Origin of the sequence: Streptomyces sp. NPDC053541, assembly GCF_044544705.1 — a bacterium.
Classification (GTDB): domain Bacteria; phylum Actinomycetota; class Actinomycetes; order Streptomycetales; family Streptomycetaceae; genus Streptomyces.
Window position 1 is genome coordinate 55,325 of record NZ_JBITXM010000012.1, and the last position, 24,499, is coordinate 79,823.

A 24,499-nucleotide genomic window follows, 5' to 3' on the forward strand; every position below is an offset into this window, starting at 1 on the left:
GAGGGAATCGCACCTGGTCAGGTGCCGTACGACGGTTGTAGCCGCAATCGACTTCGTGTGTCACGGTGGGGTGCATGGAGGGGCATCGGCACACCCATGCACACGACCACCCCGACGACCACCACCGGCATCACCACCGACATCAGCATCGGCATCGTCACCACCTGCTCGCGCGGCTGTGGCATCGGGTCGGGCATCTGGTGCGGCCGCATCATCATGAGGCCGCCGCCAAGGTCGACACCGCGATGGAGGCCTCGCGGGAGGGGATGCGCACGTTGTGGATCTCCCTGGTGGTGCTCGGGCTGACCACCGTCGTCCAGGCCGTGATCGTCGCGCTGTCCGGCTCGGTGGCGTTGCTCGGCGACACGGTCCACAACGCCGCCGACGCGCTGACCGCCGTACCGCTCGGGGTGGCGTTCGCGCTCGGGCGGCGGGCGGCGAACCGCCGTTACACCTACGGCTACGGGCGTGCCGAGGACCTGGCCGGCATCGTCATCGTCCTGGCCATCGCCGGGTCCGCGGTGCCGGCCACCTGGATGGCGCTCGACCGGCTGCTGCATCCTCGTGACATCACGCACCTGTGGGCGGTGTCCGCTGCGGCCCTGACCGGCTTCGTCGGCAACGAGTGGGTGGCCCGTTACCGTATCCGCACCGGGCGGAGGATCGGCTCGGCAGCGCTGGTCGCGGACGGGCTGCATGCCCGTACCGACGGGTTCACCTCGCTGGCCGTCCTCCTCGGGGCGGGCGGCGCCGCGCTCGGCCTGCGGTGGGCGGACCCCGTGATCGGCCTGCTGATCACCGTCGCGATCCTGCTGGTCCTGAAGGACGCGGCCCGCGAGATCTGCCGCCGCGTGATGGACAGCGTCGATCCCGCCCTGCTCGACACCGGCGAGCGAACCCTGCGCGGGGTGGCGGGAGTTCGGGACGTCGGGCAGGTCCGGATGCGGTGGATCGGGCACGAGCTGCGGGCCGAGACCGACATCACGGTCGACGCCCGCCTCACCGTCGCGCAGGCCCACGAGGTGGCGGTCGCGGCCGAGCACGCCCTCATCCACGCGGTCCCGCGGCTGACGGCCGCGACCGTGCACGTCGATCCCGCCGTCCCCGCCGGGCACGACCCGCACGCCGCCCTCGCCCACCACGCCGAGCGCCCTCGGGCTGTGTCGGTGCCGGCCGGGCCGTTCAGCGGATGACGGACCCGCCGCCTCCGGCCCCGGGGGCCGTACGGGCGGTGCGGCGGTCGGGCGGATCCGGGTCGGGTCGCGTCGGGTGTGGCGGGGTGGGGTTCGGGTGGCCGGGCTACCGCGCCGGAAGCGCATCACCCTGCCCGGCCTCCGGCTCGGGCCGGCCACGGACGGTGAGGGCGCGCCGTGCTCCGGTCACCTCAAGGAGGCGGGCGACCGGGCGGCTCAGGCCGGTCAGCACCAGCGTCTTCCCGGACTGACGGGCCAGCCGGTCCAGGTCGGTCAGCAGGTGCAGGCCCTGGCTGTCGCAGAAGGTGACGTCGGAGAGGTCCACGTCGAGGCCGCAGGGGCTGGAGCGCAGTGCCACCACGAGGTCACTGCGAAGCCGGGCGACGTCGTCGAGGTCGATCTCGCCGCGCAGGCGCGCCAGAACCCTTTGCGGTCGGCGTTCGAAGGCGACGTCGAGGACACCGGAACGCGGGGTGCCGTCGAGGCGCTCCCCGGTGGCGGGGAGCGGGCGGTCGGAACGCGTACTCATGTCGCCTTGCTCCCTTCAACCGCCCCGTGTGCTCGGGGATTCCGGTCGGTCGTGGTCCAGCCGGACCGAGGGCTCCGGGCTCAGCCGGGCCGGTGGCTCCGGGCCCGACGGAGCCGGTGTCTCCCGGTCCGACAGGGCGTGCGCCTCCCGGTCCAACGGGACCTGCGTCCCCTGGCCGAGGCCGACCAGCAGGTGCAGCAGGTCCGCGATCTCGTGGTTTCCCTCGGCCGGGTGGCGGAAGAGGGTTCCGGGCGTCACGTCGTAGTGGTTGCGGCGGCCGTGGCGCGCCCGGGTGAGGTATCCGGCGTTCTCGAGGTCGGTGACGATGGCCTGGGCGGCGCGCTCCGTGAGGCGGCAGGCGTTCGCCAGGTCGCGCAGCCGGATCTCCGGATCCCGAAGGATCATGGCGAGGATCCGGGCGTGGTTCGTGACGAACGTCCAGTTGCTCCGGGGCCGCACCGTCTCCATGCCCGGATTATACGATTTGCGATTCCGGTTTCGCCAGACCTGAATCGGGGACCGGCCTTACGGCCATCGCCCGACCGGGGCGCCACACCTGATAACTTCTACACCGTTGTAGAAGTTGGGTGGCCCGGTCCTCCCCCTCCGGACCGGGCCGCCTCCGACACGTGACGGAGTGCGCGCATGGCCCTGTGGGACCGCATCAAGGAATCGGCGTCGACGATGCAGACGCAGCTGATGGCGAAGAAGAACGACCTGAAGAGCGGCGCGTTCCGGGACGCCAGCATGGCCATGTGCGCGCTCGTCGCCGCGGCCGACGGCAGCATCGACGCGTCCGAGCGGCAGAAGGTCGCCCAGCTCATCATGAGCAACGAGGTGCTGCAGAACTTCCCGGCGGAGGACCTCCAGCGCCGCTTCGAGGCCAACTGCGACCGTCTCACCGCCGACTTCGACTTCGGCCGGGTCAGCGTCCTGCAGGAGGTGGCGAAGGCCAAGAAGAAGCCCGCCGAGGCACGGGCCGTCATCCAGATCGGCATCGTCATCGGCGGCGCCGACGGCGACTTCGACAAGGACGAACAGGCCGTCGTACGGGAGGCGTGCTACGCCCTCGGCCTCCCGCCGCACGAGTTCGACCTGTAGCCCGACCGCCCGGCAGTCCGGCGGTCCGGAAGTTCGGCAGTCCGAGGGTCCGGCGGTCCGACCAGCGGTTCGGGGCGGGGCGCTTCGCCCACGGTCCCGCCCCCGCGGCGGCTCAGGTCATGGTCACGTACGGCAGGGGGCCGGCCGCCTGCCCGGCGGTCACGCGGCGGATGACCGCGATGGCGAGGATCGAGTCGAGGATCGCGAGGGCGTGGTCCACCGGCGTGTGGTAGTCGGTCTGGTGGAGTATCAGGAGGTGGACGGCGACCGAGACCGGGCCGTCGACGAGCCAGACGCACCACCAGGCGTTGATCAGCCAGGCGTCGCGGGGCGGGCCGCCGGCGCGGTGGATGTCGAGCGCGATGCGGCGCGGCACCCACCACATCGCGAGGGGAATGATCCAGGCGCCGAGGGCGAAGGCCGGGGTCCACTTGTGACTGCCGGGTGCGATCGCCTCGGCGTTGCGGCGGCAGCGGTAGAACCAGAAGAGGAACGAGAACCAGCAGGCCAGTTGGAGCCAGGCCGCGAGGAGGATCTCGTCCTCCTTCACCCAGGGCGACTCCGCGCCTCCGGTCGCGATGACGTAGACGTCGGCGATGGCCGAGCAGGCGAGGAAGCACTGGGCGACGAGGGCCGCTCCCCTCGGGTCTCGGAAGTGGTAGCGGGGCCCGGTCGCGGCGGCCGGGCCCACGGGCATGCTGTGGCTGTCCATCAGTGCTCCCCCCTGGAGTGCGACGCCCTCCCGGGTCACCCTGGAGCGGCGGCAATCCTCCGAATCGTAGGCGGACTCCGGAAGTTGACCAAGGGGCGCCGGGTGGCACCTTCACCGAGCCGGCCGATCACGGGCTGGGACGGTCGCGCGGCGGCTTCACGACCGAGCTGCACCTGGCCGTCGAGCGGCCAGAAGCCCATGGGCGATCGTGGTGACTGCCCGACAGCGCGGGGGGCTCACCTCAGTTCGAACCGGCGCCGGGGGGCGGCCGACAAGGCGTACGCCTCCCGCAGGAACCGTGCCGACGCGCGGAATTTCGGACGCTTTGGAGACTATCGGCCATTTGTGTTACTCCGAGGGCGGCGTGCCCGTTGATCTCGGGGGCCCGAAGGTTCGGGCTCCCGCGACCCACGACAGAAAGGTGCGCCAATGAAGACGCCCGTCTCCACATACGTCACCACGGTCCCGGAGACCACCTGGGTGCGGTGGCTGCCCAACGCGCTTCCCGCCGCCGGCTACACCACGCTGAAGAACTCCTCGGACGAGCCCATCGAGGTCACCAGGATCAAGACCCCGGACTACCAGAAGGTCACGATCTACCAGACGGTCGTGGACTCCGAGTCCAGGAAGATGGTCGCGCTCGACAAGATCACCATTCCGGCCAAGGGCGAGTTCAGCCTCGTACCCGGCAAGCACCACATCATGTTCGAGAAGCCGACCCACCTGATCACCCCCGGCGACAACGCCAAGGTGATCTTCTTCCTGTCGACCGGCAAGGTCGCCAAGGTCAGGATGCCCGTCCGCACCTCCCCCGAACTCGACTGATCCGCCCCCACACCACCCGGAGCACCCCCATGGGCACCTACCACCTCGACCTCGGTGACACCCAGACCGAGGAACTCGACGACGTCATCAGCCTCCTCATCGGCGAGACCGAACACGACGTCGACGCCTTCATCGCCTCCGACCAGGGCTCCACCGAGCCCCGCCAGGGCAGCCTGATCATCGTCCGCAACGACGAGCGCAACGCCGCCGCTTCCCGCTGGGTGGAGGCGGTCGAGGACCTGACCACCGAGCAGGACGTCGTCATCATCGCCGGCGACCCCGCCTCCCCCGAAGCCCGCCGCCTCCACCTCACCAAGGCCTGGGCAGCCACCAGCTTCCACGAGGACGAGGACGACGACCCCGAGGCCATCGCCCTCGCCTTCGCCGACATCACCGTCAAGTAGCACAACGACGGACGACCGGGCGCGCCACCCACACCTCAGCGCGCCCGGCGTACGGCGATCCGCCGGCCCCACCCCGGCGGGTCAACGCCTTCGGTGTGGTGCATCCCCAACCAGCCGCCTTTCAAGATCTCCTTGTGTCACACGGCCTAGAGGGGGGTCGCGGCCTTCAGGACCGCGAAGAGCGTGAGGGCCGAGTTCGCGGAGGAGAGCGCGGAGACCGTGGTGCCGGCCGCCGCGCACCAGGCGGCCAGGCCCGCGCTGGTGAAGAGCGACGGCCAGACGCGGGCGGCGGGAGCGGGGCCCAGCAGGGCCGCCACCCGGCGCGGTACGGGGCCGGCCGCGGCGAATCCCGCGAGCGTGACGGCCGGCGTGCCCGGGGAGAGCAGCGCGGCCTTGCCGACGGCTCGGGCCACGACGCGGCGGCTACCGATCCGGGTGGCGGCCTCCTCGTCGGCCCAGCGTTCGGTGGTGTAGGCGACGGCCGTGCGCAGGGGCCGCAGGAAGGGGTTGGCGCGGGCGGCGAGTTGCACGGCCAGCAGGAAGCGGTGGTGGCGGGCGTCGAGGTGGGCACGCTCGTGGGCGAAGAGGGCGCGGCGCTCGGGGCCGGTCAGGGCGGCGAGCATGGCGGTCGTGACGACGACACGGTCCGTGCGGCCCGGCAGGGCGTAGGCGTACGGCTTCTCGTCGGGCAGCACCACGACCGCGCGGGCCGGGCGGCCCGCCAGCGCGCGGTCGGCGCGGCGGCGGACACGGTGGTGGCGCCAGGCCGCCCTCGTACAGGAGGCGAGGACGGCGAGCAGGGCGGGGATGGCGAGCGTGCCGGCGACCTCGTCGTACGGGAGGGCCTCGCGGACCTCCGGGTCGGACCAGCCGTCGGGGAGCGGGTTGCCGGGGAGCTGGGCGGTGCCGACGACCATCAGCAGGGCCAGGCAGAGGGTGCTGCACACCGCGAGGACGGCGGAGAGGCCGGCCAGCAGCCAGGTGGCCGTGCGCGGGTGCAGGTGGTGCTCGGCGAGGCGGGCCACCGGCCATGCGGTGAGGGGCAGGACCAGCGGCAGGAAGACGAAGACGCCCATGTCGTCAGCCCTCCCCCTCCGCTGCCTCAGCGGCCTCCTGGGCCTCCTGGGCCTCCTGGGCAAGGAGGTCCCGCAGCAGGCGCTCGTCGTGGGGCGAGAGGCCCGTCACGAAGCTGGCGAGGACCGCTTCCCGGTCCGCCTCGGCGTCCAGGACCTTCCGCATGCGGAGGGCCGCGAGGCCGGCCTCGTCGGCCGTCGCCGTCCACTCGAACGAACGACCCGCCCGTTCCCTGCTCACCGCGCCCTTCCCGTGCAGGCGGGTCAGGATCGTGATGACGGTGGTGTAGGCGAGGTCGCCGCCGAGCCGTTCCTGCACCCACCCGGCGGTACGGGCACCGCCGGCCCGGCGCAGCGCGGCCAGCACCTGCGCCTCGAGCTCGCCCTGGCCCCGTCTCGCGTTCCTCGTCATGCCCCCGCCCTCCCGTCGGCTCGTCGTGCCCCTGCGCGGAGCGGTACATCGTACTGAGACGCCACGCCTCGGCCCTCGGCCGTTGCCCTGGCGCCGGCGGCGAGGGTGCGGGAGCCGGGGGCCGGCCGGCTGCGGGACGGGGCGCCCTTCCGAGTGCTTCTACATCACTGTAGATTTACCGTGCGCGGCACACCACGCGGGACCCGCCTCCGCGAGCAGAACCCTCCAGAGAACGGACGACCGTGTTCGGAATCAGCGAGATCGCGATCCTCCTGATCGTCGTGATCCTCCTCCTGGGCGCCAAGAAGCTGCCCGACCTCGCCCGCAGCGCCGGCAAGGCCGCGCGGATCCTCAAGAGCGAGACCCGCGCGATGAAGGCGGACGACGCCCCCCGCGCCCCGCAGGCCACCTACCGGGTCACCGACACCCGGCCCGTCCAGAACCCGCGCCCCGGCGACGCCCCCGACTCCTCGGGCGCCACCCGCGCCTGACGCCGCCGACGACGCACGCGACGGCGGAGCGGCCGGAAAGGGGTTGCCGAGGTCTGCCGCACGCCGACGGGTGCCGTCAGGTGCGGGTCTCGGGCTCGGTCCGATGCGCGGCGCCGGCAGCAGGTGTGGTGGCTCGGCCGCCGCGCCCTCGCCGTACGGCGTGAGAGCGAGGTCCGGTGCGCGGCCCGGCCGGCGGCTTCCTCGGGCAGGGGCGCGTCCGCGAAGACACGGGCCGCGTCGAACGCCTGCGTCCGGCACGCGGCGGCGGTTGTCCCCCGCGTTCCGACGCGTCCCGGCGCGAGCGGCCACCGTCACCCGCACCGGAGTCCCGGTCAACCCGAATTCATCCCCTCTGACCTCGGCTTTCGCCGCACGACAGCAAGGCGGCCGTTTGGCCGTGGCGGGCGTGGTCAGACGCGGGAGGGAAAGGAAGAACACCGTCGCGACGCCGAAGGAGCAGTCATGGGCAGCATGACCACCGGCAGCCCGCAGCACACCCTCGAGCCCGAGGACGACATCCTGGAGCAGCTCCTCCAGCAGCACGACCGGATCCGGCAGCTCTTCGCCGAGACCGTGGAGTCCCGGGGCGAGGCCAGGCAGCAGTGCTTCGACGAACTGCGCGGGCTGCTCGCCGTGCACGAGACCGCCGAGGAGATGATCCTGCGGCCGGTCGCGAAGCAGGTGGCCGGCAAGCAGGAGGCCGAGGCCCGCAACGAGGAGGAGTCGGCGGCGAACAAGGAGCTGGCCGCGCTGGAGGACCTCGACGTGCACAGCGCCGAGTTCGAGGCGCGGCTCGATGAGTTCCGCCGGGCCGTCGAGCACCACGCGGAGCACGAGGAGCGCGAGGAGTTCCCGCAGATCCGCGCGGAGTGCGACATCGAGGAACGGCGTTCGATGGGGCGCAGGCTGCGCGCCGCGGAGCGCATCGCGCCGACGCACCCGCACCCCCGGGCCGCCGGCTCGCCCGTCGCGCAGTGGACCGTCGGGCCCTTCGCAGCGCTCCTCGACCGCGCCAAGGACGCCCTGCGCGGCTGACCGGAGTGCGCCGGAGAACACGGAGAAGGCCGGACAGTCCGGACAGTACGAGAGTCGAGGAGGCCGTCATGGTCGCTCCCGCCACCGTGGCCCGAGCCCAGGGCTTGTTCAACGTCGTCGGGGGCCTGTGGCCGCTGGTGTCGTTGCGGACCTTCGAGCGCGTCTACGGCCCGAAGACGGAGGACTGGCTGCAGAAGGCCTCGGCCGGTCTGCTGACGTCGGCCGGGCTCTCGATGCTGGGGGCGGCGAAGACCCCCGAGGGCCTGCGGTACGCACGGCGTACGGGGATCGGAACCGCCCTCACGTTTCTGCTCGTCGACCTCGTCTACGTACCGCTCGGACGGATGAGCCCCGCCTATCTCATGGACGCGGCGAAGGAGACGGGCTGGCTCGTAGCCTGGTGGAAGGCCTCACGGGGCGGCCGTTGAGACCGGCCGGGCCGCGCCCCGGCGACGCCCCGGCGGGTCACCGCCGGGGCGTCGCCGTCGTGATGCGGGCGCAGGCCAGGACCACCTCGTCCAGGCCGTGGCCCTCGGCGTGCAGGGCGCGCTGGCGGTCCGCGCCACCGCCGTGGGCGAGGTGCGCGGCGATGCCGTCGCGGGCGCGGTCGAGATCGCCGGAGTCGCGCAGGGCGTCCCCGGTGTGCCGCAGCAGGGCGCCGAACACGGTCTCGGGCGAGGCGGGCCGCAGGGTCACGGGGTCGACGAGGGGGCCGCGCAGGCCGGAGCGGGCGGCGCGCCAGCCCATGAGGCGGAGGAGTCCGGTGCCGACCTGCGGGGCGGGCTCGCCGTTCCGCCAGGCGCGGGCGGCGGTCTCGACCAGGGCGCGGGCGAGGGTGGCGACGAGGGCCGTGGTGTCGGGTTCCAGGCAGACGTCGGCGACCCTGATCTCGACGGTGGGGAAGTTGCGGGAGAGCCGGGCGTCGAAGTAGAGCATGCCCGGGTCGCGCAGCACTCCGGTGGCCAGCATGTCGTCCACCCGCCGGTGGTATCCCTCCGCGTCGCCGAACGGCTCGTACGGTCCGGCGGACGGCCAGCGGTTCCAGACCCGGCTGCGGTAGCTGCTGTAGCCGCTGTCGCGGCCCTGCCAGAACGGCGAGTTGGCGCTGAGCGCGGTGAGCAGGGCGAGCCAGGGCCGGATCCGGTCGAGGACGCCGACGCCCTCGGCGTCGGAGTCCACGGCCACGTGGACGTGGCAGCCGCAGGTCAGCTGCTCGTGGGCGGTGAGGGCGAACTCCTCGGCCATCCACTGGTAGCGCAGGCCCGCGGTGCGGGAGGGCTCGACCGGGAGCGGCGAGGTGGCGAGGGCGGCGACGCAGGCGCCGGTCTCCTCGGCGCACCGGCGTGCCTCGTCGCGCCAGCCGATGATCTCGTCCCGCAGTTCCGCCATGTCCGTCATGGGGCGGGTCGCGAACTCCAGCTGCTCCTGGTTCAGTTCCCGGGTGAAGACGCCGTCCTCGACGTCGTCGTGCAGGGCGGCGGAGGCCAGGACCGCGGACGACAGGGCGAGCGGCGTGCCCGTCGTCGCGTCGACGAGCAGCAGCTCCTCTTCGACTCCGGTGGTGCGGGGCGGGGTGGGCATCGGTGCTCCTGTGTCGGTACGGCGTCGGTGCCGGCGGTACGGCGTCGGTGCCGGCCGCCGGGTCGCCGGCTGCGCCGGTCGTCGGGCGCGCCGGTCCCGGGCGGCCGGCCGGGCCCTCGGGTCGCCGGGCCTCGGCTCCTCGGGGCCCTCGGGTCGCCGAGGGCCGGGTCTTCCGGTCCTCGGGCGCCGGCTCTCGGGTCGTCGGTGCCCTCCGCGTATGCCCCGCTTCGCACGGTCGACGCACGTCAGGAGGGCCTGGGTGTCGGACGGGGAGAACGGGGCACACGCCGGGCAGTGGCGCGGTGGCGCCCGCGGTGCCGGCTCGCGCACCGCGCGCGTCGGGCGCCGCGTCCTGTCGGCACACCCGCCCCCCGAGGGCCGGACGACTGCGAGGAGCCATGGATCACTCACGCGCACCCGTGCTCGAGGCGCTGGAGCAGTTCCGCCGCCGCGGCGACGTCGTGTTCGGGCCGCCGGGCCACAAGCAGGGCAGGGGCGTCGATCCCCGGGTCGCCGCGGTCCTCGGTCTCGACGTGTTCCGCGCTGACGTGCTGCTGCTCAACGGCCTCGACGACCGCCGCCAGTCCCAGGGGATCCTGGAGCAGGCGCAGGAGCTGATGGCGGACGCGGTCGGTGCCGAGCGGGCCTTCTTCTCGACGTGCGGCAGCTCGCTGTCGGTGAAGACGGCGATGCTGGCGGCGGCCGGCCCCGGCGAGAAGCTGCTGCTGTCGCGGAACGCGCACAAGTCGGTGATCGCGGCCGTGGTCGTGAACGGGGTGGAGCCGATCTGGGTGCACCCGAAGTTCGACGCCGATCGTCATCTCGCCCATCCTCCGGAGCCCGACGACGTGCGCCGGCGGCTCGCGGAGCATCCCGACGCCAAGGGGATGCTCCTGATCACCCCGACCGACTGGGGGACCTGCGCGGACGTCCGGGGCGTGGCGGAGGCGTGCCACGAGGTGGGCGTGCCGCTGATCGTGGACGAGGCGTGGGGCGCCCACCTCCCCTTCCATCCGGACCTGCCGGCCTGGGGGATCGACGCCGGCGCGGACCTGGTCGTCACCAGCGTGCACAAGATGGGCGGGGCGGTCGAGCAGAGCTCGGTCTTCCACCTCCAGCACGACCGGATCAGCCCGGAGGCCCTGAAGCAGCGCGAGGACCTGCTGGGCACGACCAGTCCGTCCACGCTCGTGTACGCGTCGCTGGACGGCTGGCGGCGGCAGATGGTCGAGCACGGGCGCGTGCTGCTGGACGGGGCGCTCGCGCGGGCCGAGCGGCTGCGGGCGGCGATCGACGGTCTGGACGGCCTGCACCCGATGGGCGACGAGGTGGTACGGGACGGGCACGCCGCCGCGTACGACCCGCTGAAGATCGCCGTCGACGTGCGGGGGCTCGGCATCACCGGGATGCAGGCGGCGGAGTGGCTGCGCGCCGAGTGCCACGTCGACGTGGGCGGCTCGGACAGCTGCCGGATCAACGCGTCGATCACCCACTCCGACGACGACGAGACGGAGGCCCGGCTGCTGGAGGCCTTGAAGGCACTGGTGGGGGCGGCCGACGGGCTTGAGCGGCAGTCGCCCATCGACCTGCCGGAGCCCTCCGCGCTCGAACTGGAGCAGGCGCGCCTGCCGCGGGAGGCGTTCTTCGGCGAGGCCGAGCACGTGGCGCCGGAGGGGGCGCCGGGCCGCATCGCGGCGGAGACCATCACCCCGTACCCGCCGGGCGTGCCGGTGGTGGCGCCGGGTGAGGTGATCAACGCCGAGGTGGTCGCCTATCTGCGCAGCGGGGTCGGGCACGGCATGCTGATCCCGGACGCGGCCGACCCGGAACTGAACACCTTCCGGGTCCTGAGCCGCTCCTCGGGCGGCTGATCCGCGGTGCGGCTGCGGACGAGCGACCCGTCCGGGCCGGGCTGGCGGCGGGTCCGCCACGGCCGGGGCTTCCGCTATCTCGACGAGGACGGCCGTCCCCTGCCGGAGGACGATCGGGAGCGGGTGCGCGCACTGGCGATTCCGCCGGCGTGGCGGGACGTGTGGATCTGCCCGTGGCCCAACGGACACCTTCAGGCGGTCGGCACCGACGCGGCGGGCCGGCGGCAGTACCTGTACCACGAGGAGTTCCGGGCGCGGCGGGAGCTCGCGAAGCACGCGCACGTACGGGAGGCGGCCGAGGCACTCCCCCGGCTGCGCCGGGCCGTCGCGCGTGACCTGGCCGGGCGCGGCTGCAGCCGCCGGCGCGTGCTTGCCTGCGCCGCCCGGCTGCTGGACCTCGGGCTCTTCCGGGTGGGCGACGAGCGCTACCGGCGCGAGAACGACTCGTACGGGCTGACGACGCTGCTGCGCGAGCACGTCACCGTCGGGCGGGGCCGGGTGGTGTTCCACTATCCGGCCAAGGCCGGGCGGGAGATCACGGTCGTCGTCACCGACCCGGCGGCGCGTGCGGCGGTCCGCGCCCTGCTCCACCGCGACGGGGGCGGCGAGCGCCTGTTCGCCTACTGGGAGGGGCGCGCCTGGCACGACGTCCACGCGGACGAGTTGAACGCCTATCTCCAGGAACGGTCCGGGCTCGACCTCACCGCCAAGGACTTCCGCACCTGGCACGCGACGGTCCTCGCCGCCGTGGCGCTGGCGGCGCCCGAGCGGACGGGCCTCCGCTCCGCGACCGCCCGGCGCCGGGCGGTCGGGCACGCGGTCCGGGAGGTCGCCGAGTCCCTCGGCAACACCCCGGCGGTGTGCCGGGGTTCGTACGTCTCGCCGCGGGTCCTGGAGCGGTACGAGGAGGGCGTGACCATCGCCCCGGCGCTCCGCCGGCTCGGCCCGAAGCCGGCCCCGGGCAGCCCGGCCCACCAGCGGTGCGTGGAACGGGCGGTGCTCGACCTGCTGGACGGCGAGGGGGCGGAGCGGCGGTCGGACGGTGGCTGAGCACCGCCCCGGCCGGCGATGTCTGTTCCGGGGCCGGGCGGGTAGCCGCCGGGGTGAGCGCGAGACCGCGAGACCGCGAGAGCACGCGACCGCGCGAGAGCAGGGAAGGCGGCAGTGATCATGCGCACGCACACCGAGGACCGCGTGGCCGGTGCCGACCGGGACGGTCGGCACCGGCGCAGGCTCACGGACGAGGAGTTCCGGGTGCTGATGCGGGAGGCCCGGGCGGAGGCGCGCCGCCGGTTCCTGGGGGACCCGCCGTCGAGCGAGGCGGACTTCGTGCTGCGCACGCAGCACGCCGAGTTCGGCGCCGCGGCCCATTGAGGGCTGAGCCGCCGCGTTCGGGGCACTCGCCGGGACGAAGCCCGTGCATCAGCCGAGGAGGAGTGCCCCATGGACGGCATCGTGATGCTGCGCGAGGACCACAAGACCGTGGAGAAGCTGTTCAAGGAGTTCGAGCGGGCGGGCGACGACGCCCTGCGGCGCAAGCGGGAGATCGCCGACGAGGTGATCCGGGAGCTGACCGCGCACGCCTGGATCGAGGAGCGGATCTTCTACCCGGCGGCCCGCGAGGCCGCGCCCGACACCAAGGACCATGTCCTGGAGAGCGTCGAGGAGCACCACGCGGTGCTGTGGATGCTGTCGGAGCTGGACGGGATGGACCCGGCGGACGAGCGCTTCGACGCCAAGATGACGGTGCTGATGGAGAACGTGCGGCACCACGTCGAGGAGGAGGAGAGCGACTGGTTCCCCGACGTGCGCAAGGCGATGGGCCGCAAGCGCCTCGTCGAGCTCGGCGAGCGGATGGAGCAGGAGCGGAAGAACGCGCCGGCCGGCCCGCTGGAGGTTCCGAGCGCGTAGCCACGGACGGCCCCGCACCGCATCTGCACCGGCACCGGCACCCCGCGTGAGCGGTGCCGGTGCCGGTGCCTGTCGACGGGGGCGCCCCGGAGCCGCGTCCTCAGGGCTTGAAGAGGATCTTCACCGCGCCGTCGCGCTTGGCCTGGAACATCGCGTACGCCTCCGGGGCCTCGGTCAGCGGCAGCCGATGGGTGGCGAAGTCGTCGACGCCCAGCGGGTCGTCGTCGGTGAGCAGCGGCAGGAGCCGGTCGGTCCAGCGCAGCACGTTGGCCTGGCCCATGCGGAGCGTCAGCTGCTTGTCGAACATCACGAGCAGGGGCATCGGGTCCGCCGCTCCGCCGTACACGCCGGCCAGCGACACCGTGCCGCCGCGGCACACCAGTTCCACCGCGAGGTGGAGCGCGGACAGCCGGTCGACGCCGTAGCGGCGCATGAGGGGGCGGGCGACGGAGTCCGGCAGGTGGGCGACCATCGAGTGCAGGCCGCGGGCGACGGGCGCGCCGTGGGCCTCCATGCCGACGGCGTCGATGACCGCGTCGGGTCCGCGGCCCCGGGTCATCTCGCGCACCCGCTCGACCGGCCGGGCGTCCTCCTCGGACGGGTCGATGGTCTGCACGCCGCGGGCGGCGGCCCGGGATCGCCGTTCGGGCACCGGGTCGATGCCGATGACGAGGCCGGCGCCGCGCAGCCGCGCGATGCGGGCGGCCATGTCGCCGATCGGGCCGAGCCCGAGGACGGCGACCGAGCCGCCCGGCGGCACGTCGGCGTACTCGACGGCCTGCCAGGCCGTCGGCAGGACGTCCGAGAGGTAGACGAAGCGGTCGTCCGGCGGCCCCTCGGGGACCTGGATGGGCAGGGTGTCGCCGAAGGGGACGCGCAGGTACTCCGCCTGGCCGCCGGGCACCTGTCCGTACAGCTTGGTGTAGCCGAACAGGGCGGCCCCGGTGCCGTACTCCCGCACCTGGGTGGTCTCGCACTGGGAGTGCAGGCCGCGCCCGCACATCGCGCAGAGGCCGCAGGAGACGTTGAACGGGACGACGACCCGGTCGCCCGGGGCGAGGCTCCGCACCTCGGGGCCCACCTCCTCGACCACGCCCATCGGCTCGTGCCCGAGCACGTCGCCCGGGTCGAGGAACGGTCCGAGCACCTCGTACAGGTGCAGGTCCGATCCGCACAGCCCGCTCGTCGTGATCCGGACGATCACGTCGGTGGGCTCCTGGATCCGCGGGTCGGGCACGGTCTCCACGGAGACCTTCCGCCGGCCCTGCCAGGTGACGGCCTTCATCGCGGCCACCTTCCTTCCGTGTGCCGTCCCCGTGCCGGTGACGCGGTCCAGGGACCTTCAGGGGGCTTACGGGACCTTCAGGGGCCTCGCGGGGCCTCAGGGCCAGGACACCTCGCGGCGCGGTACGACGACGAGTTCGGCGGCGGCGCTGCCGGCCGGGACGGACAGGGCGTACATCACGGCGTCGGCGACGACGTCCGGGCTCTGCAGGAGCGCGGTGTCGGTGTCGGGGAAGCGCTCCATGATGAACGGCGTCTCCATGCCGCCGGCGACGACGCCGGTGACGCCGATGCCGGGGCAGTCGCGCTGTGCCTCCTGGAACAGGGTGTGGGTGAAGGCCCGCAGTCCCGTCTTGGCCGCCGCGTACGGGCCGGCCTCGGTCCAGGTGCGCAGGGCGGCGGTCGACAGGATGTTGACGATGTGGCCGCCGCCGCGGTCGGCCATCCGGCGGAAGGCCTCGCGGCACAGGTACATGGGTCCGAGCAGGTCGGTGGTGATCACCCGGGTGATCTCCTCGGCGGTGAGCTCGGAGACGGACTTGGTGACGTCGACGGCCGCGCAGTTCACCAGGACGTCCACGGGCTCGCCGGCCGCGTCGAGGTCGCCGAAGAGTTCGCCGACGGCCTCGGGGTCGCGGACGTCCAGGCCGACCGGGCGGGCCCGGAACCCTTCGGCGAGGAGGCTCTCGCACAGCTCCTTGGCCTGCTCCTGGCGTACGTCGGCCACCAGGACCGTGGTGCCGGTGGCGGCGAGCCGGCGCACGATGGCCGCTCCGAGTCCGCGTGCGCCGCCGGTGACGAGGGCCTGCCGGCCGCTGGTGGTGGTCTCCGCTTCGGTGTTCATCGCTGTGTCTCCTCCGTCGTGCGGGGGCGTGTGAGCAAGCCCACGTGAAGTCCAAGGACCTGTGGTTCAGGGCGGTTTGGGGTGGCGGGGGCGGGTGGGTGCGAGGGCTGTGACGGCGGCCACCGTGCTTCTCGGGAGCCGTCTGCCACGATGGCCGACGGCCGTTCGCCCGGTGCCGGAGCCCTCCGCGGGTCCGGCGGTCCGCGGCCGCCCGACTCCGCCTCCCGTCTCCGCCGCGCGTCCGCGCGGCACCCGGATTCCCTGTGCCTTCCTTGCGTCTGCTCCCGTCCCCGTTCCGTCGAGGCCCCCTGTCCCGCGTCCCCTCCCCGCGCCGCGCGTCCTCCCGGCCGGCGGCGCCCGCCGCCGGGGGCGACCGCTCGCCGTGGCGTTCGCTGCGCCACCGCAGCATGCGGTGGTGGGCCGCCGCGCACCTGGTGTCCAACATCGGCACCTGGATGCAGCTGACCGTCCAGAACCTGCTGGTCCTGCAGATCACCGGGTCGCCGGCCGCGGCCGGTCTGTCCCTGTCCGCGCAGGCGGCTCCCGGCCTGCTGGTGGGCCTGCTCGGCGGTGCGGCCGTCGACCGGCTGCCGCGCAAGGCGACGGCCGCGCTGGCGCAGGTGGCGCTCGGCCTGGTGGCGCTGACCACGGCCCTCCTCGTGGCGACCGACGGCCTCAGCCTGCCGGTCCTGCTGGGTCTCGCGGTCGTCACCGGGCTCATCGCCACGATCGACGGCCCGGCCTGTGCGCTGCTCGGCAACGACCTGGTGCCGGCCGACGACGTGCCGTCCGCCATCGGCGTCGGCTCGCTGGCCCACAGCGGCGGCCGGCTCGCGGGGGCGGCCCTGGCCGGTGTCACCGTGGCCACGCTCGGCACGGCCGCCGCCTACGCGGCGAACGCCGTGTCGTTCTTCTTCGTCGCGGCCGTGATCCCCTTCCTCACGCTGATACGGCCCCAGGAGGCCGCGCCGGCCGCCGACGGCACCCCCGCCGCCCGGGCCGTGACCGAGGACGGGGACACGAGCGTGCGGGGCGGCCTGGTGTTCTTCGCGCGCCGCCCGCGGCTCGTCGCTCTCGCGGGCCTGAACGCGGTGAGCGCCCTGTTCGGCCGGAACTACTCGCTGACCCTGGCGGTCCTGGTCACCGGCCCGCTGGCGGGCTCGACGGGGTCCTTCGGCGCGGTGTCGACGGCGCTCGCCGTCGGCGGCATCGTCGGCGCCGTGCTCGGCGCGCGGCTGCGGGCGCCCCGGGTGCGCCTGGTCGCGCTGCTCACGGCGGCCGGTGCGCTGCTCCAGGTCGTGGCCGGTGCCTCCCCGTCGCTGGCCTTCCTGGTCGTCCTCGCGCTGCCGATGGCGGTGGCCGAGTCGGTCTCCGACACCGCCCAGAACACGCTGTTGCAGACCGATCCGCCGCCGCGGATGCGGGGCCGGGTGCTGGGGGCGTGGAACAGCGTCCGGACGCTGTGGGGCCTGGCCGCGCCGCCCGTCCTCGGTCTGCTGATGGAGCTGCTCGGCGCGCGCGGCGCCCTGGTCACGGGCGGCGTGGTGGTCGCCGCCGCGGTGACCGGCGGCTGGCTGCTGCACGGGCGCCGGGCCGCCGCGGGCCTGCGGCCGGTGGCGGAGACGGAGCCCGTCCGTCCGGTCGTCCTGACGCGGCCCGCGCTGGAGAGCGCGGCCTGACCCGGTCACGGTCCGGCCTCCGGCCGGCCGGCGCCGGCGGGTTCCAGGACGGCGGCGAGGACCTCGTCGACGCCGATGCGCAGGAGCCGCGGGTCGGGGCGGTCGGCGTGCGGGTCGCCCGGCCGGCCGGCGTCCGCGGCGCCGTCGGGGTGCCAGAGCGCGATGTGCCGTCCGCCGTCGGAGGGCGGGCCCCACAGGGCCGGTGACACCGGGCCGTGGAGCACCACGGAGCGGGTGCCGAGGGCCGTGGCGAGGTGCGCGATGCCGGTGTCGCCGACGACGACGCAGGCGGCGCCCGCGACCAGGGCGCACAGTTCGTCGAGCGGCAGGCCGTGCGGTCCGCCGGCGACGGCGGACGGCGGGAGGCCGGCCTTCTCGGCGACGGCGCGGGCCAGCTGTTCCTCGCCCGGTCCCGCGGTGACGACGACCGGCCGGCCGGTGTGGCGGACCTGCCGGGCGACGGCGGCGAAGCGGTCCACGGGCCAGCGGCGCGCGGGGGCGGCGGCGCCCGGGTGCAGGAGCACCGGGGCCGCGCCGGGTGCCGGGTCGCGGCTGCCGTCGGGCGGGGCGATCCGGACGTCGCCGGGATCGGCGGGGAGCCCGTACCAGCGCAGCAGGCGGCACCAGCGCAGGCGTTCGTGTTCGTACGGCACCCAGGCCGGTCCCCGGATCCCGGGCACCGACGGGTGGCGGAAGGCCCACAGCGCGTCCGGTGCGAGCCGGGCGAGGAGCCGGTGGCTGGCCGGGCCGCTGCCGTGCAGGTTGACGGCGAGGGCCGGGCGGGCGGCCGCGCGGGGCAGCGTGGTGGGGACCGCGCGCTCCCGGGCGGTGGTCGGCAGCACCCGGTCCACGCAGCGGGTGAGCCGGGCGAGCGGGGCGAGTGCGGCGGGCGCGGCGAGCAGGATGTCGTGGTCGGGCAGTCCGCGGCGCAGGGCGCGCAGCGCCGGTACGGCGGTGAGCAGGTCGCCGGTGCCGAGCGCGCGCAGCACGACCACGGCCGGCCGGCCGCTGCGGGCCCGGCCGGTGCCGTACGGGGCGGGGGCGGCCCGGCCGTCGGCGTGCCGTGGGGTGGTGCGGGGGCGCGGGTCCGGGGTCATCGGTCCGCCGGTCCCGCGGCGGCGCGGGCCGCGCGGTGGGTGAGGGAGGTGGTGGAGCGCCCGTCGAGGTAGGGCAGGACGAGCGTCTGGCCGCCCCAGCGGTGGAGGGTCGCGGTCTCGGGGAGGGCGTCGGGCGTGTAGTCGCCGCCCTTGACCCACACGTCGGGGCGCAGCCGGTCGAGCAGCTGCTCGGGGGTGTCCTCGTCGAAGGCGACGACGGCGTCCACGCTGCCGAGGGCCTTCAGGACGCGGATGCGGTCGGCGAGCGGGGTGAGCGGGCGGCCGGGTCCTTTGAGGCGGGCCACGGAGGCGTCGGAGTTCACGCAGACGACGAGGCAGTCGCCGATGCGGGCGGCCCGTTCGAGGAGCCCGACGTGGCCGGCGTGCAGCAGGTCGAAGCAGCCGCCGGTGGCCACGACGGTGCCGCCGCGGGCCCGGGTCCGCCGGGCGAGCGCGAAGGCGTCGGGCGTACGGGCGCGGCCGGGGCGTGCGCGGTCGGTGTCCCGGGCCGGGGTGCCGGCGGGTCCGGGTGTCGCGGGTGCGTGGTCCGGGTCGGGCACGGCGCCCGCCCCGCCGGCGGCGACGAACGCGGCGGCCTCGGCGACCGCCCGCTCCACGGCCTCCTCCGGCAGGGCCCCGTCGGCGAGGGCGATCGTGGCGGCGGCCGCGAAGCAGTCGCCGGCTCCGCACGGGTCTCCCCCGGTCACCGGGGGCGCGGGCACGAGCAGGGGCGCGCCGGGGCCGGCCCGGGTGAGCAGTGCTCCGTCGGCGCCCAGGGTGACGGCGACGTGCACGGCGCCCCAGCGTGCGGCGAGTGCGGCGCCCCGTTCGGCGTGGGCGCGCAGGGGTGGGCCGGCCGGCGGCTGCGGGGTTCCGGCGCAGGAGGCGGCTTCCCTGGCGTTGGGGGTGGCCAGGCGGGTGCCGGGCACCGGGGGTCCGCCGCGCGGGTGGGGGTCCCAGACGACGGGGACGCGCCGGGCGGCCGCCGTGAGGGCGGGGCGGAGGGCGTCGGGGGTGCCGCGGCCGTAGTCGGAGACGAGCACGGCGCGGGCGGAGCGCAGTGCGGCGAGGGCTTCGGCGGTGGGCGCTCCGGGGGTGCCGCCGCCGCGGTCGAGCCGGACGAGGGGCCGGCCGCCGGCGAGGACCCGGGTCTTGACCGGCTGGGTGCCGTGCAGGGGCAGCGGGACGAGCCGGATCCGGTCGCCGAGGGCCCGCCGGGCGGCGTCGGCGGCAGGGTCGGTGCCGAGGGCGGTGACGAGGACGACCTCGTCGCCGGGGTCGGTGGCGAGTCCGGCCGCGAGGCGGGCGGCGAGGCCTGCGCCGCCGGCCCGGCGGCGCAGGCCGGTCACGTCGACGACGGGCGCCGGGGCGTCGGGCGTGAGGCGGTCGGCGGTGCCCTCGATGTCCTCGTCGAGCAGCAGGTCGCCGACGACGACGAGCGGCCCGCGGTTCACGACGTCCCTCCGAGGACCGTGGGCCGCAGGCCGCTGCGCGGCACTCCGTCGAGAGCCGGGCGGGGCCGTTCGGCGGGCGCCCGGAGCTCGGGGAGGGAGGCGTCGAAGTAGGTGCACAGCAGGTGGACGGCGACCAGGTGTGTCTCCTGCACGGTGGCGGTGGTCGGGGCGTCGACGCACACGGCGTCGTCGGCGGCCCGGGCGAGCGGGTTCGGGGCGGGACCGGTGAGCGCCCAGACGGCGAGGCCGCGGGCGCGGGCCGCCGCGGCGGCGGCGAGGAGGTTCGGGCTGCGGCCCGAGGTGGAGAGCAGCATGAGCAGGTCTCCGGCCCGGCCGTGCGCGGCGACCTGGCGGGCGAAGACCTCCTCGAAGCCGTAGTCGTTGCCGATGGCGGTGACGCTTGACGTCTCGGCGTGCAGGGACAGGGCCGAGTAGGCGGGCCGTTCCTCGCGGTAGCGGCCGACGAGTTCGGCGGTCAGGTGCTGGGCCTGGGCCGCGCTGCCGCCGTTGCCGGCGGCCAGCAGCCGGCCGCCGTCGGTGAGCACGTCCGCGAGCCGGCCGCCCCAGCGCGCGAGGCGCGCCAGTTCGGTGCCTTCGAGGCCTTCGAGCGCGAGGCACAGGGACCGGCAGTGCCGGCGTGCCTCCAGGTGGGTCCGGGTGTCGTCCATGAGGGGTCGGCCAGGACCGTGGCGGCCGGGCCGCACCTCCTTCCTCGGTCGGTGGTCTGCCCGCGGGGTCGGTCAGCGTGCTCCGGCCGCGGGCGCGTGCGACGCGGCCATGACGGCGCGGTACGACTCCTCCGTGGCGGCCGCGACGCTGGCCCAGGAGAAGCGGCGCAGGACCCGCTGCCGCCCGGCCGCGCCGTACCGGGCGCGCAGGGCCGGGTCGGCGAGCAGCAGCCGTACCGCCGCGGCGAGCGGCCGGGGCCGCCCGGGGGGCACGTGCAGTCCGGTCACGCCGTGCACGACGGAGTCGAGCTGGCCGCCGACCGCGCTCGCGACGAGGGGCCGGCCGCAGGCCATGGCCTCCAGCGGCACGATGCCGAACGGCTCGTAGTCGGCCGGGCAGAGGATGACGTCCGCGCTGCGCATCAGCGCGGGTACGGCGGGGCGGGGCACGGCGCCGGTGAAGCGCACCCGGTCGGCGACGCCGGTGTCCTCGGCGAGGGCGCGCAGCCGCCGTACCTCGGGATCGGTGTCGAGGGCGTCGGGCGGCGGGCCGCCGGCGATGACGAGTTCGGCGCCGGGGAGCAGGCGGAGGGCCTCGACGGAGACGGCGGCGCCCTTGCGCGGCACCAGCCGGCCGAGGTGGAGCAGCCGGTGCCGGTACGGGCCGCGGGGCGCGACCGGGCCGTCCGGCCGGAACACGGTGGGGTCGACGCCGCAGGGCACGATGTCGGTCTTGGAGCGGGGGATGCCCATGGCGGCGAGTTCCTCGACCTCGTCGCGGCAGGTGGCGACGATCCGGTCGCAGCCGAGTCCGACGCGCCGCTCCCAGGAGATCCGGGCGGGCGGGCTGGTGTCGGCGTCGCCCTGGTGCCGGCGCTTCACGGTGCCGAGGGCGTGGTACGTGTGCAGGAACGGGACGCGGATCTGCTCCGTGGCCCAGAGGCCGGCGAGTCCCGACATCCAGAAGTGGGCGTGCAGGACGTCGGGCGGTTCGTCGTACCACTGCTCGGCGAGGTAACGGGCGAACGGCGCCATGTGGGGCAGGAGTTCGTCCTTGGGCAGGGGCGCGGCGGGGCCGGCGGGCACGTGGTGGACGAGCACGCCGGGGCGCAGCGGCACCGTCACGTCGAGGGCCGGGTCGTCGCGCCGGGTGTAGACGGTGACCTGGTGTCCGCGGTCGGCGAGGGATCCGGCGAGCTGGGCGACGTGGACGTTCTGTCCGCCGGCGTCGACGCCGCCGAGGACGGCGAGCGGGCTGGCGTGCTCGGAGACGAGCGCGATCGCGAGCCGCTCCCCCGGCGCGGCGGCGCCGTGGTGCGGGGTGCGGCCGGTGACGGGGGTCCCGGCGAGGTCAGGGGCCGTGGCCGGAGTCCGGTGCGGCAGCGGGGCGCCGGCCCCGGTCCCGGAGGTCCGGGGGGTCCGCGCGGTGCGCGGGGTCCGGGGAAGGGAAGTCATGAGCATGCCTCCGCGATGACGCGCTCCCAGTCGGCCAGGAAGCGCTTGAGTGCGTAGTGTTCGAGGGCGGCCTGCCGGGCCCGGGCGCCGTCGGCGGCGGCCTCGGCGGGTTCGGCGAGGTAGCGGCGGGCCGCCCGGGCGAGGACCTCGGGGCGGGTGGACAGGGTGCCGGCGCCGGCGGGGACCGCCTCGACCGCCTCGGTCGTCGCGAGGGCGACGACGGGCATGCCGAGGAGCATGGCCTCGATGAGGGAGAGGCCCAGCGAGGTCCAGCGCACGGGGTGCAGATAGAGCCGGCGTTCGGCCATGGCGGCGTGCAGGCGTTCCTGGGGCAGCTCCCGCGCGCGGCAGCGGTCCTCGGGCAGGCCGAGTCGTGCGGCGAGCCCGTCGGTCTTCATGCCGAAGACGTCGAGGGGCGCCTCGCGCGCGAGGGCGGGGAGCAGGTCCGTACCGACGAAACGGCCGCGGCGCACGGGCTCGTTGACGACGACGGCGGCGCGCGGCAGCCGTCCGGTGTAGCGGTGGCCGGGGTCGACGACGCCGTGTTCGACGACGACGGTGCGGGTGCTGCCGTTGTCCCACATCAGGCGGTTGAAGTGGGTGACGTGGACGAGGGTGAGGTCGTCGCGGTCGGCGGTCGGGTGCCGGGTCAGCGGCACCTCGCCGCGGGGCGTGTTGTGCTCGACGTACACGGCGGGGACGTCCCGGCCGGGCCGCCGTCCGCCCAGCCAGCGGGCGGCCAGCTCCTCCTCGTGCGGGCGTTGCAGCACGACGAGGTCGACGTCGGCCTCGCGGAGGCGTTCCGGCGGGAGTTCGAGGACGGTGGCGGGCCAGGAGAAGGTCTGCGCCCGGCCGCGCCCGTCGGGTCCGCGGTCGGGGGTGACCGGCACCAGGTAGGTGTGCGGGCCCTGGACGAAGGCGGTCGCCCACGAGCCGTGGACGTGCCACAGCAGGATGTTCATGCGCTCATCGCTCCTCTCGCGCTCGCGGGCACGGCGGCCGGGTCGTCCTGAAGGAGGGCGGCGACGGCCGCCACGACCTCGTCGTCGCCGACCGCGTCCAGGCACGGGTGTCCGGGGACGGGGCAGGTGCGGGCCCGGGTGAGCGCGCAGGGCGCGCCCTGGTCGCCGAGCAGGACGTGCGGGACGCCGTAGGGCCGCCAGCGCTCGGCCGGGACGACCGGTGCGAACAGGCAGACCACGGGGGTGCGGACGGCGGCGGCGAGGTGGGCGGGCCCGGTGTTGCCGGTGATCACGGCACCGGCCCGGGCGAGGACACCCGCCAGGTCGCCCAGGCCGGTGGTCGCTCCCCCGAGGTCGGTCCCGTGGCGTCCGGCCACGAGCGCCGTGGTGCCCTGCTCGGCGCGGGAGCCGGTCACGACGACCCGGTGTCCCGCCGCGTGGAGGGCGGCCACGGCCCGCGCGGCGCGCGCCGGGCTCCAGGCGCGGGCGGGCACGGCCGCCCCGGGGTGCAACACCACGTACGGGCGGGGGAGGTCGAGGCCCGGGGGCGGGTCGGGGGCGTGCCCGTCGCGGGTGCGCGGGCCGCCGGGGAGGACGACGCCGAGCCCGCCGTCGTCCCCGCGCGGCAGGGTGAAGCCGGCCGCGCGGGCCAGGTCGAGCGCGGCCTCCGCCTCGTGCCGCCCGGCCCGCCGGCGGTGCCGCAGGTCGAGCAGGGCGCCCGGGTAGTCCTCGCTGTCGGCGCCGATCCACGGCACTCCGGCCAGGCGCAGCAGCAGCGCGATCGGCAGCGGGCTCTGGTGGTACGAGACGAGGACCAGCGCGCGGTCGAAGCGGCGGGCGGCCAGCGTGTCGACGAGCCGCGCGCAGTCGGCGGCCGAGACGGGCGGCGCGTCGAAACCGACCCAGGGCGCGTCGTACTCGAGGACCTCGTCGACGCCGGGCAGCATCCTGGCGGCCGGCGCGCCGCGCGGCCCGCAGAGCATCGCCGTGCGCGAGGACCCGGCCGCCACGGCCCGTACGGCGGGCCCGGCGAGCAGCACGTCGCCGACGCTGTCGAGCCGCACGACGAGCGTGCGGGGGCCGGCCGTCACGGCGCACCGCCCGCGATCGGGGACGCCGTGGCGCGGGGGCGGAAGGGCGTGGCGAGCGCGAGGTCGACGGCCGTGGGCAGGTCGGGGGCCGTGCGGGGGGCCTCGGCGACCTCGGCGGGCAGGGTGGCCGGGGTCGGCACGAGCACGCCCTGCGCGCCGGCGGCGGTGGCGGCGGCCATGTCGCTGCCGATGTCGCCGATGACGACGGTGCGGGAGGGGCGGGCGCCGAGCCGGGCGCAGGCGGCGAGGACGAGCCCCGGCGCGGGCTTGCGGCAGGCGCAGCCGTCGCCGGGGCCGTGCGGGCAGACGGCCCACACGGCGAACGGGCCCAGGAGGAGGTCCACCCGGTGGTTGACGGCCTGCACCTGACGGCGGGTCAGGAGGCCGCGGGCGACGCCGGACTGGTTGCTGACGACGCCCACCGCCATGCCGAGGGCGCCCAGCCGGGCCAGGGCCTCCTCGGCGCCGGGGCGGGGCCGTACGCGGCGGGGGTCGCCGTTGTAGGGGACGTCGACGACGAGGGTGCCGTCCCGGTCGAAGAGCACGGCGTCGGGACCGTCGCGGTGGGCGGCCCGCCACACGGAGGTGCCGACGGCGCCGGGGCGGCCGGTGAACAGCCAGGGCCGGGGGGTCGGTGCGGTGGTCATGCCGTCGCCTCCCGCCAGGGTCCGGGAATCGATGGGCTGGCCGCCCCGGGTCCCGCCGGTACGGGCGCGACCGCCGGTCCCGTCTCGTGCGGGCGCGTGCCACGGTGGGCGACGACGCCGCGCAGCCAGTGCCAGGGGGTCGGTGCCGTGGTCATGCCGTCGCCTCCCGCCAGGGTCCGG

Annotated in this window: 28 protein-coding genes and 1 pseudogene; 12 read left to right on the forward strand and 17 right to left on the reverse strand. The window is 75.4% G+C overall.

Annotation, left to right across the window (positions count from 1 at the left end):
• Positions 1–17 precede the first annotated feature (17 nt).
• On the reverse strand, positions 18–197 hold the full coding sequence (locus ACIGW2_RS28840) for a hypothetical protein (RefSeq protein WP_399846935.1): 180 nt from the start codon (positions 195–197) through the stop codon (positions 18–20).
• Positions 198–266: 69 nt separating this feature from the next.
• Between ACIGW2_RS28840 and ACIGW2_RS28845 the strand changes: the two genes are divergently transcribed.
• Positions 267–1,193 carry a cation diffusion facilitator family transporter gene (locus ACIGW2_RS28845; RefSeq protein ID WP_399846936.1) on the forward strand — a complete coding sequence of 309 codons (927 nt, stop codon included), beginning with the start codon at positions 267–269 and terminating at the stop codon, positions 1,191–1,193.
• A gap of 106 nt (positions 1,194–1,299) precedes the next feature.
• On the opposite strand, the gene ACIGW2_RS28850 is transcribed toward ACIGW2_RS28845, so the two are convergent.
• Together ACIGW2_RS28850 and ACIGW2_RS28855 are read right to left on the reverse strand one after the other, a co-directional pair.
• Positions 1,300–1,722 carry an STAS domain-containing protein gene (locus tag ACIGW2_RS28850; protein ID WP_399846937.1) on the reverse strand — a complete coding sequence of 141 codons (423 nt, stop codon included), beginning with the start codon at positions 1,720–1,722 and terminating at the stop codon, positions 1,300–1,302.
• Between the two features lie 15 nt (positions 1,723–1,737).
• Positions 1,738–2,190: a helix-turn-helix transcriptional regulator gene (locus ACIGW2_RS28855; protein WP_399846938.1), complete on the reverse strand. Its 453-nt coding sequence runs from the start codon at positions 2,188–2,190 to the stop codon at positions 1,738–1,740.
• Positions 2,191–2,367: 177 nt separating this feature from the next.
• On the opposite strand from ACIGW2_RS28855, the gene ACIGW2_RS28860 reads away from it, so the two are divergent.
• Complete coding sequence (locus ACIGW2_RS28860) at positions 2,368–2,823, forward strand: TerB family tellurite resistance protein (RefSeq protein ID WP_361584450.1); 456 nt, start codon at positions 2,368–2,370, stop codon at positions 2,821–2,823.
• 112 nt (positions 2,824–2,935) lie between these two features.
• On the opposite strand, the gene ACIGW2_RS28865 is transcribed toward ACIGW2_RS28860, so the two are convergent.
• A complete protein-coding gene (locus ACIGW2_RS28865) occupies positions 2,936–3,535 on the reverse strand; it encodes a DUF4328 domain-containing protein (RefSeq protein ID WP_399846939.1) in 600 nt (199 codons plus the stop codon).
• A 429-nt stretch (positions 3,536–3,964) separates the two neighbouring features.
• On the opposite strand from ACIGW2_RS28865, the gene ACIGW2_RS28870 reads away from it, so the two are divergent.
• Together ACIGW2_RS28870 and ACIGW2_RS28875 are read left to right on the forward strand one after the other, a co-directional pair.
• A complete protein-coding gene (locus tag ACIGW2_RS28870; protein ID WP_391651729.1) occupies positions 3,965–4,360 on the forward strand; it encodes a copper chaperone PCu(A)C in 396 nt (131 codons plus the stop codon).
• A 29-nt stretch (positions 4,361–4,389) separates the two neighbouring features.
• Positions 4,390–4,764, forward strand: coding sequence for a hypothetical protein (locus ACIGW2_RS28875; protein ID WP_391651730.1), 375 nt, complete (start codon positions 4,390–4,392; stop codon positions 4,762–4,764).
• A 146-nt stretch (positions 4,765–4,910) separates the two neighbouring features.
• On the opposite strand, the gene ACIGW2_RS28880 is transcribed toward ACIGW2_RS28875, so the two are convergent.
• Both ACIGW2_RS28880 and ACIGW2_RS28885 read right to left on the reverse strand, forming a co-directional pair.
• Positions 4,911–5,840, reverse strand: coding sequence for a M56 family metallopeptidase (locus ACIGW2_RS28880; protein ID WP_391651731.1), 930 nt, complete (start codon positions 5,838–5,840; stop codon positions 4,911–4,913).
• A gap of 4 nt (positions 5,841–5,844) precedes the next feature.
• Positions 5,845–6,249 carry a BlaI/MecI/CopY family transcriptional regulator gene (locus ACIGW2_RS28885; RefSeq protein ID WP_391651732.1) on the reverse strand — a complete coding sequence of 135 codons (405 nt, stop codon included), beginning with the start codon at positions 6,247–6,249 and terminating at the stop codon, positions 5,845–5,847.
• A gap of 242 nt (positions 6,250–6,491) precedes the next feature.
• On the opposite strand from ACIGW2_RS28885, the gene tatA reads away from it, so the two are divergent.
• From tatA to ACIGW2_RS28900, 3 genes are all read left to right on the forward strand, one after another.
• On the forward strand, positions 6,492–6,740 hold the full coding sequence (gene tatA, locus ACIGW2_RS28890) for a Sec-independent protein translocase subunit TatA (protein WP_399846941.1): 249 nt from the start codon (positions 6,492–6,494) through the stop codon (positions 6,738–6,740).
• A 462-nt stretch (positions 6,741–7,202) separates the two neighbouring features.
• Positions 7,203–7,775 carry a hemerythrin domain-containing protein gene (locus tag ACIGW2_RS28895; protein ID WP_399846942.1) on the forward strand — a complete coding sequence of 191 codons (573 nt, stop codon included), beginning with the start codon at positions 7,203–7,205 and terminating at the stop codon, positions 7,773–7,775.
• Between the two features lie 68 nt (positions 7,776–7,843).
• Complete coding sequence (locus tag ACIGW2_RS28900) at positions 7,844–8,203, forward strand: hypothetical protein (RefSeq protein ID WP_391651736.1); 360 nt, start codon at positions 7,844–7,846, stop codon at positions 8,201–8,203.
• Positions 8,204–8,240: 37 nt separating this feature from the next.
• Here ACIGW2_RS28900 and ACIGW2_RS28905 read toward each other — a convergent pair whose 3' ends face one another.
• On the reverse strand, positions 8,241–9,356 hold the full coding sequence (locus ACIGW2_RS28905) for a glutamate--cysteine ligase (protein ID WP_399846943.1): 1,116 nt from the start codon (positions 9,354–9,356) through the stop codon (positions 8,241–8,243).
• A gap of 398 nt (positions 9,357–9,754) precedes the next feature.
• Here ACIGW2_RS28905 and ACIGW2_RS28910 point away from each other — a divergent pair, with 398 nt between their 5' ends.
• The 4 genes from ACIGW2_RS28910 (at position 9,755) to ACIGW2_RS28925 (ending at position 13,138) form a co-directional block, all read left to right on the forward strand.
• Positions 9,755–11,227 carry an aminotransferase class I/II-fold pyridoxal phosphate-dependent enzyme gene (locus ACIGW2_RS28910; protein ID WP_399846944.1) on the forward strand — a complete coding sequence of 491 codons (1,473 nt, stop codon included), beginning with the start codon at positions 9,755–9,757 and terminating at the stop codon, positions 11,225–11,227.
• 6 nt (positions 11,228–11,233) lie between these two features.
• Positions 11,234–12,277: a DNA topoisomerase IB gene (locus tag ACIGW2_RS28915; protein WP_391651739.1), complete on the forward strand. Its 1,044-nt coding sequence runs from the start codon at positions 11,234–11,236 to the stop codon at positions 12,275–12,277.
• Positions 12,278–12,397: 120 nt separating this feature from the next.
• Entirely contained in the window at positions 12,398–12,601 is a 204-nt protein-coding gene (locus ACIGW2_RS28920; RefSeq protein WP_399846946.1) for a hypothetical protein, read from the forward strand.
• 69 nt (positions 12,602–12,670) lie between these two features.
• A complete protein-coding gene (locus ACIGW2_RS28925) occupies positions 12,671–13,138 on the forward strand; it encodes a hemerythrin domain-containing protein (RefSeq protein WP_391651740.1) in 468 nt (155 codons plus the stop codon).
• A gap of 100 nt (positions 13,139–13,238) precedes the next feature.
• Here ACIGW2_RS28925 and ACIGW2_RS28930 read toward each other — a convergent pair whose 3' ends face one another.
• Positions 13,239–14,423 carry a zinc-dependent alcohol dehydrogenase gene (locus tag ACIGW2_RS28930; RefSeq protein ID WP_399846947.1) on the reverse strand — a complete coding sequence of 395 codons (1,185 nt, stop codon included), beginning with the start codon at positions 14,421–14,423 and terminating at the stop codon, positions 13,239–13,241.
• Between the two features lie 96 nt (positions 14,424–14,519).
• Complete coding sequence (locus tag ACIGW2_RS28935; RefSeq protein WP_399846948.1) at positions 14,520–15,266, reverse strand: SDR family oxidoreductase; 747 nt, start codon at positions 15,264–15,266, stop codon at positions 14,520–14,522.
• A gap of 308 nt (positions 15,267–15,574) precedes the next feature.
• Here ACIGW2_RS28935 and ACIGW2_RS28940 point away from each other — a divergent pair, with 308 nt between their 5' ends.
• A complete protein-coding gene (locus ACIGW2_RS28940; RefSeq protein ID WP_391652450.1) occupies positions 15,575–16,945 on the forward strand; it encodes an MFS transporter in 1,371 nt (456 codons plus the stop codon).
• Positions 16,946–16,950: 5 nt separating this feature from the next.
• On the opposite strand, the gene ACIGW2_RS28945 is transcribed toward ACIGW2_RS28940, so the two are convergent.
• From ACIGW2_RS28945 to ACIGW2_RS28980, 8 genes and pseudogenes are all read right to left on the reverse strand, one after another.
• A complete protein-coding gene (locus tag ACIGW2_RS28945) occupies positions 16,951–18,042 on the reverse strand; it encodes a glycosyltransferase family 9 protein (RefSeq protein WP_391651743.1) in 1,092 nt (363 codons plus the stop codon).
• Positions 18,039–19,496, reverse strand: a complete 1,458-nt coding sequence (gene rfaE2, locus ACIGW2_RS28950) for a D-glycero-beta-D-manno-heptose 1-phosphate adenylyltransferase (protein ID WP_399846950.1) — start codon at positions 19,494–19,496, stop codon at positions 18,039–18,041. The genes ACIGW2_RS28945 and rfaE2 overlap by 4 nt, the downstream gene beginning before the upstream one ends.
• Positions 19,493–20,164 (reverse strand): SIS domain-containing protein, encoded by a 672-nt coding sequence (locus ACIGW2_RS28955; RefSeq protein WP_391651745.1) that lies wholly within the window; start codon positions 20,162–20,164, stop codon positions 19,493–19,495. Before ACIGW2_RS28955 ends, rfaE2 begins: the two co-directional genes overlap by 4 nt.
• Positions 20,165–20,236: 72 nt before the next feature.
• A complete protein-coding gene (locus ACIGW2_RS28960; RefSeq protein ID WP_399846952.1) occupies positions 20,237–21,619 on the reverse strand; it encodes a glycosyltransferase in 1,383 nt (460 codons plus the stop codon).
• Entirely contained in the window at positions 21,616–22,581 is a 966-nt protein-coding gene (locus ACIGW2_RS28965; protein ID WP_399846953.1) for a glycosyltransferase, read from the reverse strand. Before ACIGW2_RS28965 ends, ACIGW2_RS28960 begins: the two co-directional genes overlap by 4 nt.
• Positions 22,578–23,672: a glycosyltransferase family 9 protein gene (locus ACIGW2_RS28970; RefSeq protein ID WP_399846954.1), complete on the reverse strand. Its 1,095-nt coding sequence runs from the start codon at positions 23,670–23,672 to the stop codon at positions 22,578–22,580. The genes ACIGW2_RS28965 and ACIGW2_RS28970 overlap by 4 nt, the downstream gene beginning before the upstream one ends.
• On the reverse strand, positions 23,669–24,319 hold the full coding sequence (locus ACIGW2_RS28975) for a D-glycero-alpha-D-manno-heptose-1,7-bisphosphate 7-phosphatase (protein ID WP_399846955.1): 651 nt from the start codon (positions 24,317–24,319) through the stop codon (positions 23,669–23,671). The genes ACIGW2_RS28970 and ACIGW2_RS28975 overlap by 4 nt, the downstream gene beginning before the upstream one ends.
• A pseudogene (locus ACIGW2_RS28980) lies at positions 24,316–24,499 on the reverse strand (hypothetical protein); the annotation flags it as partial. The gene ACIGW2_RS28975 and the pseudogene ACIGW2_RS28980, both read right to left, overlap by 4 nt.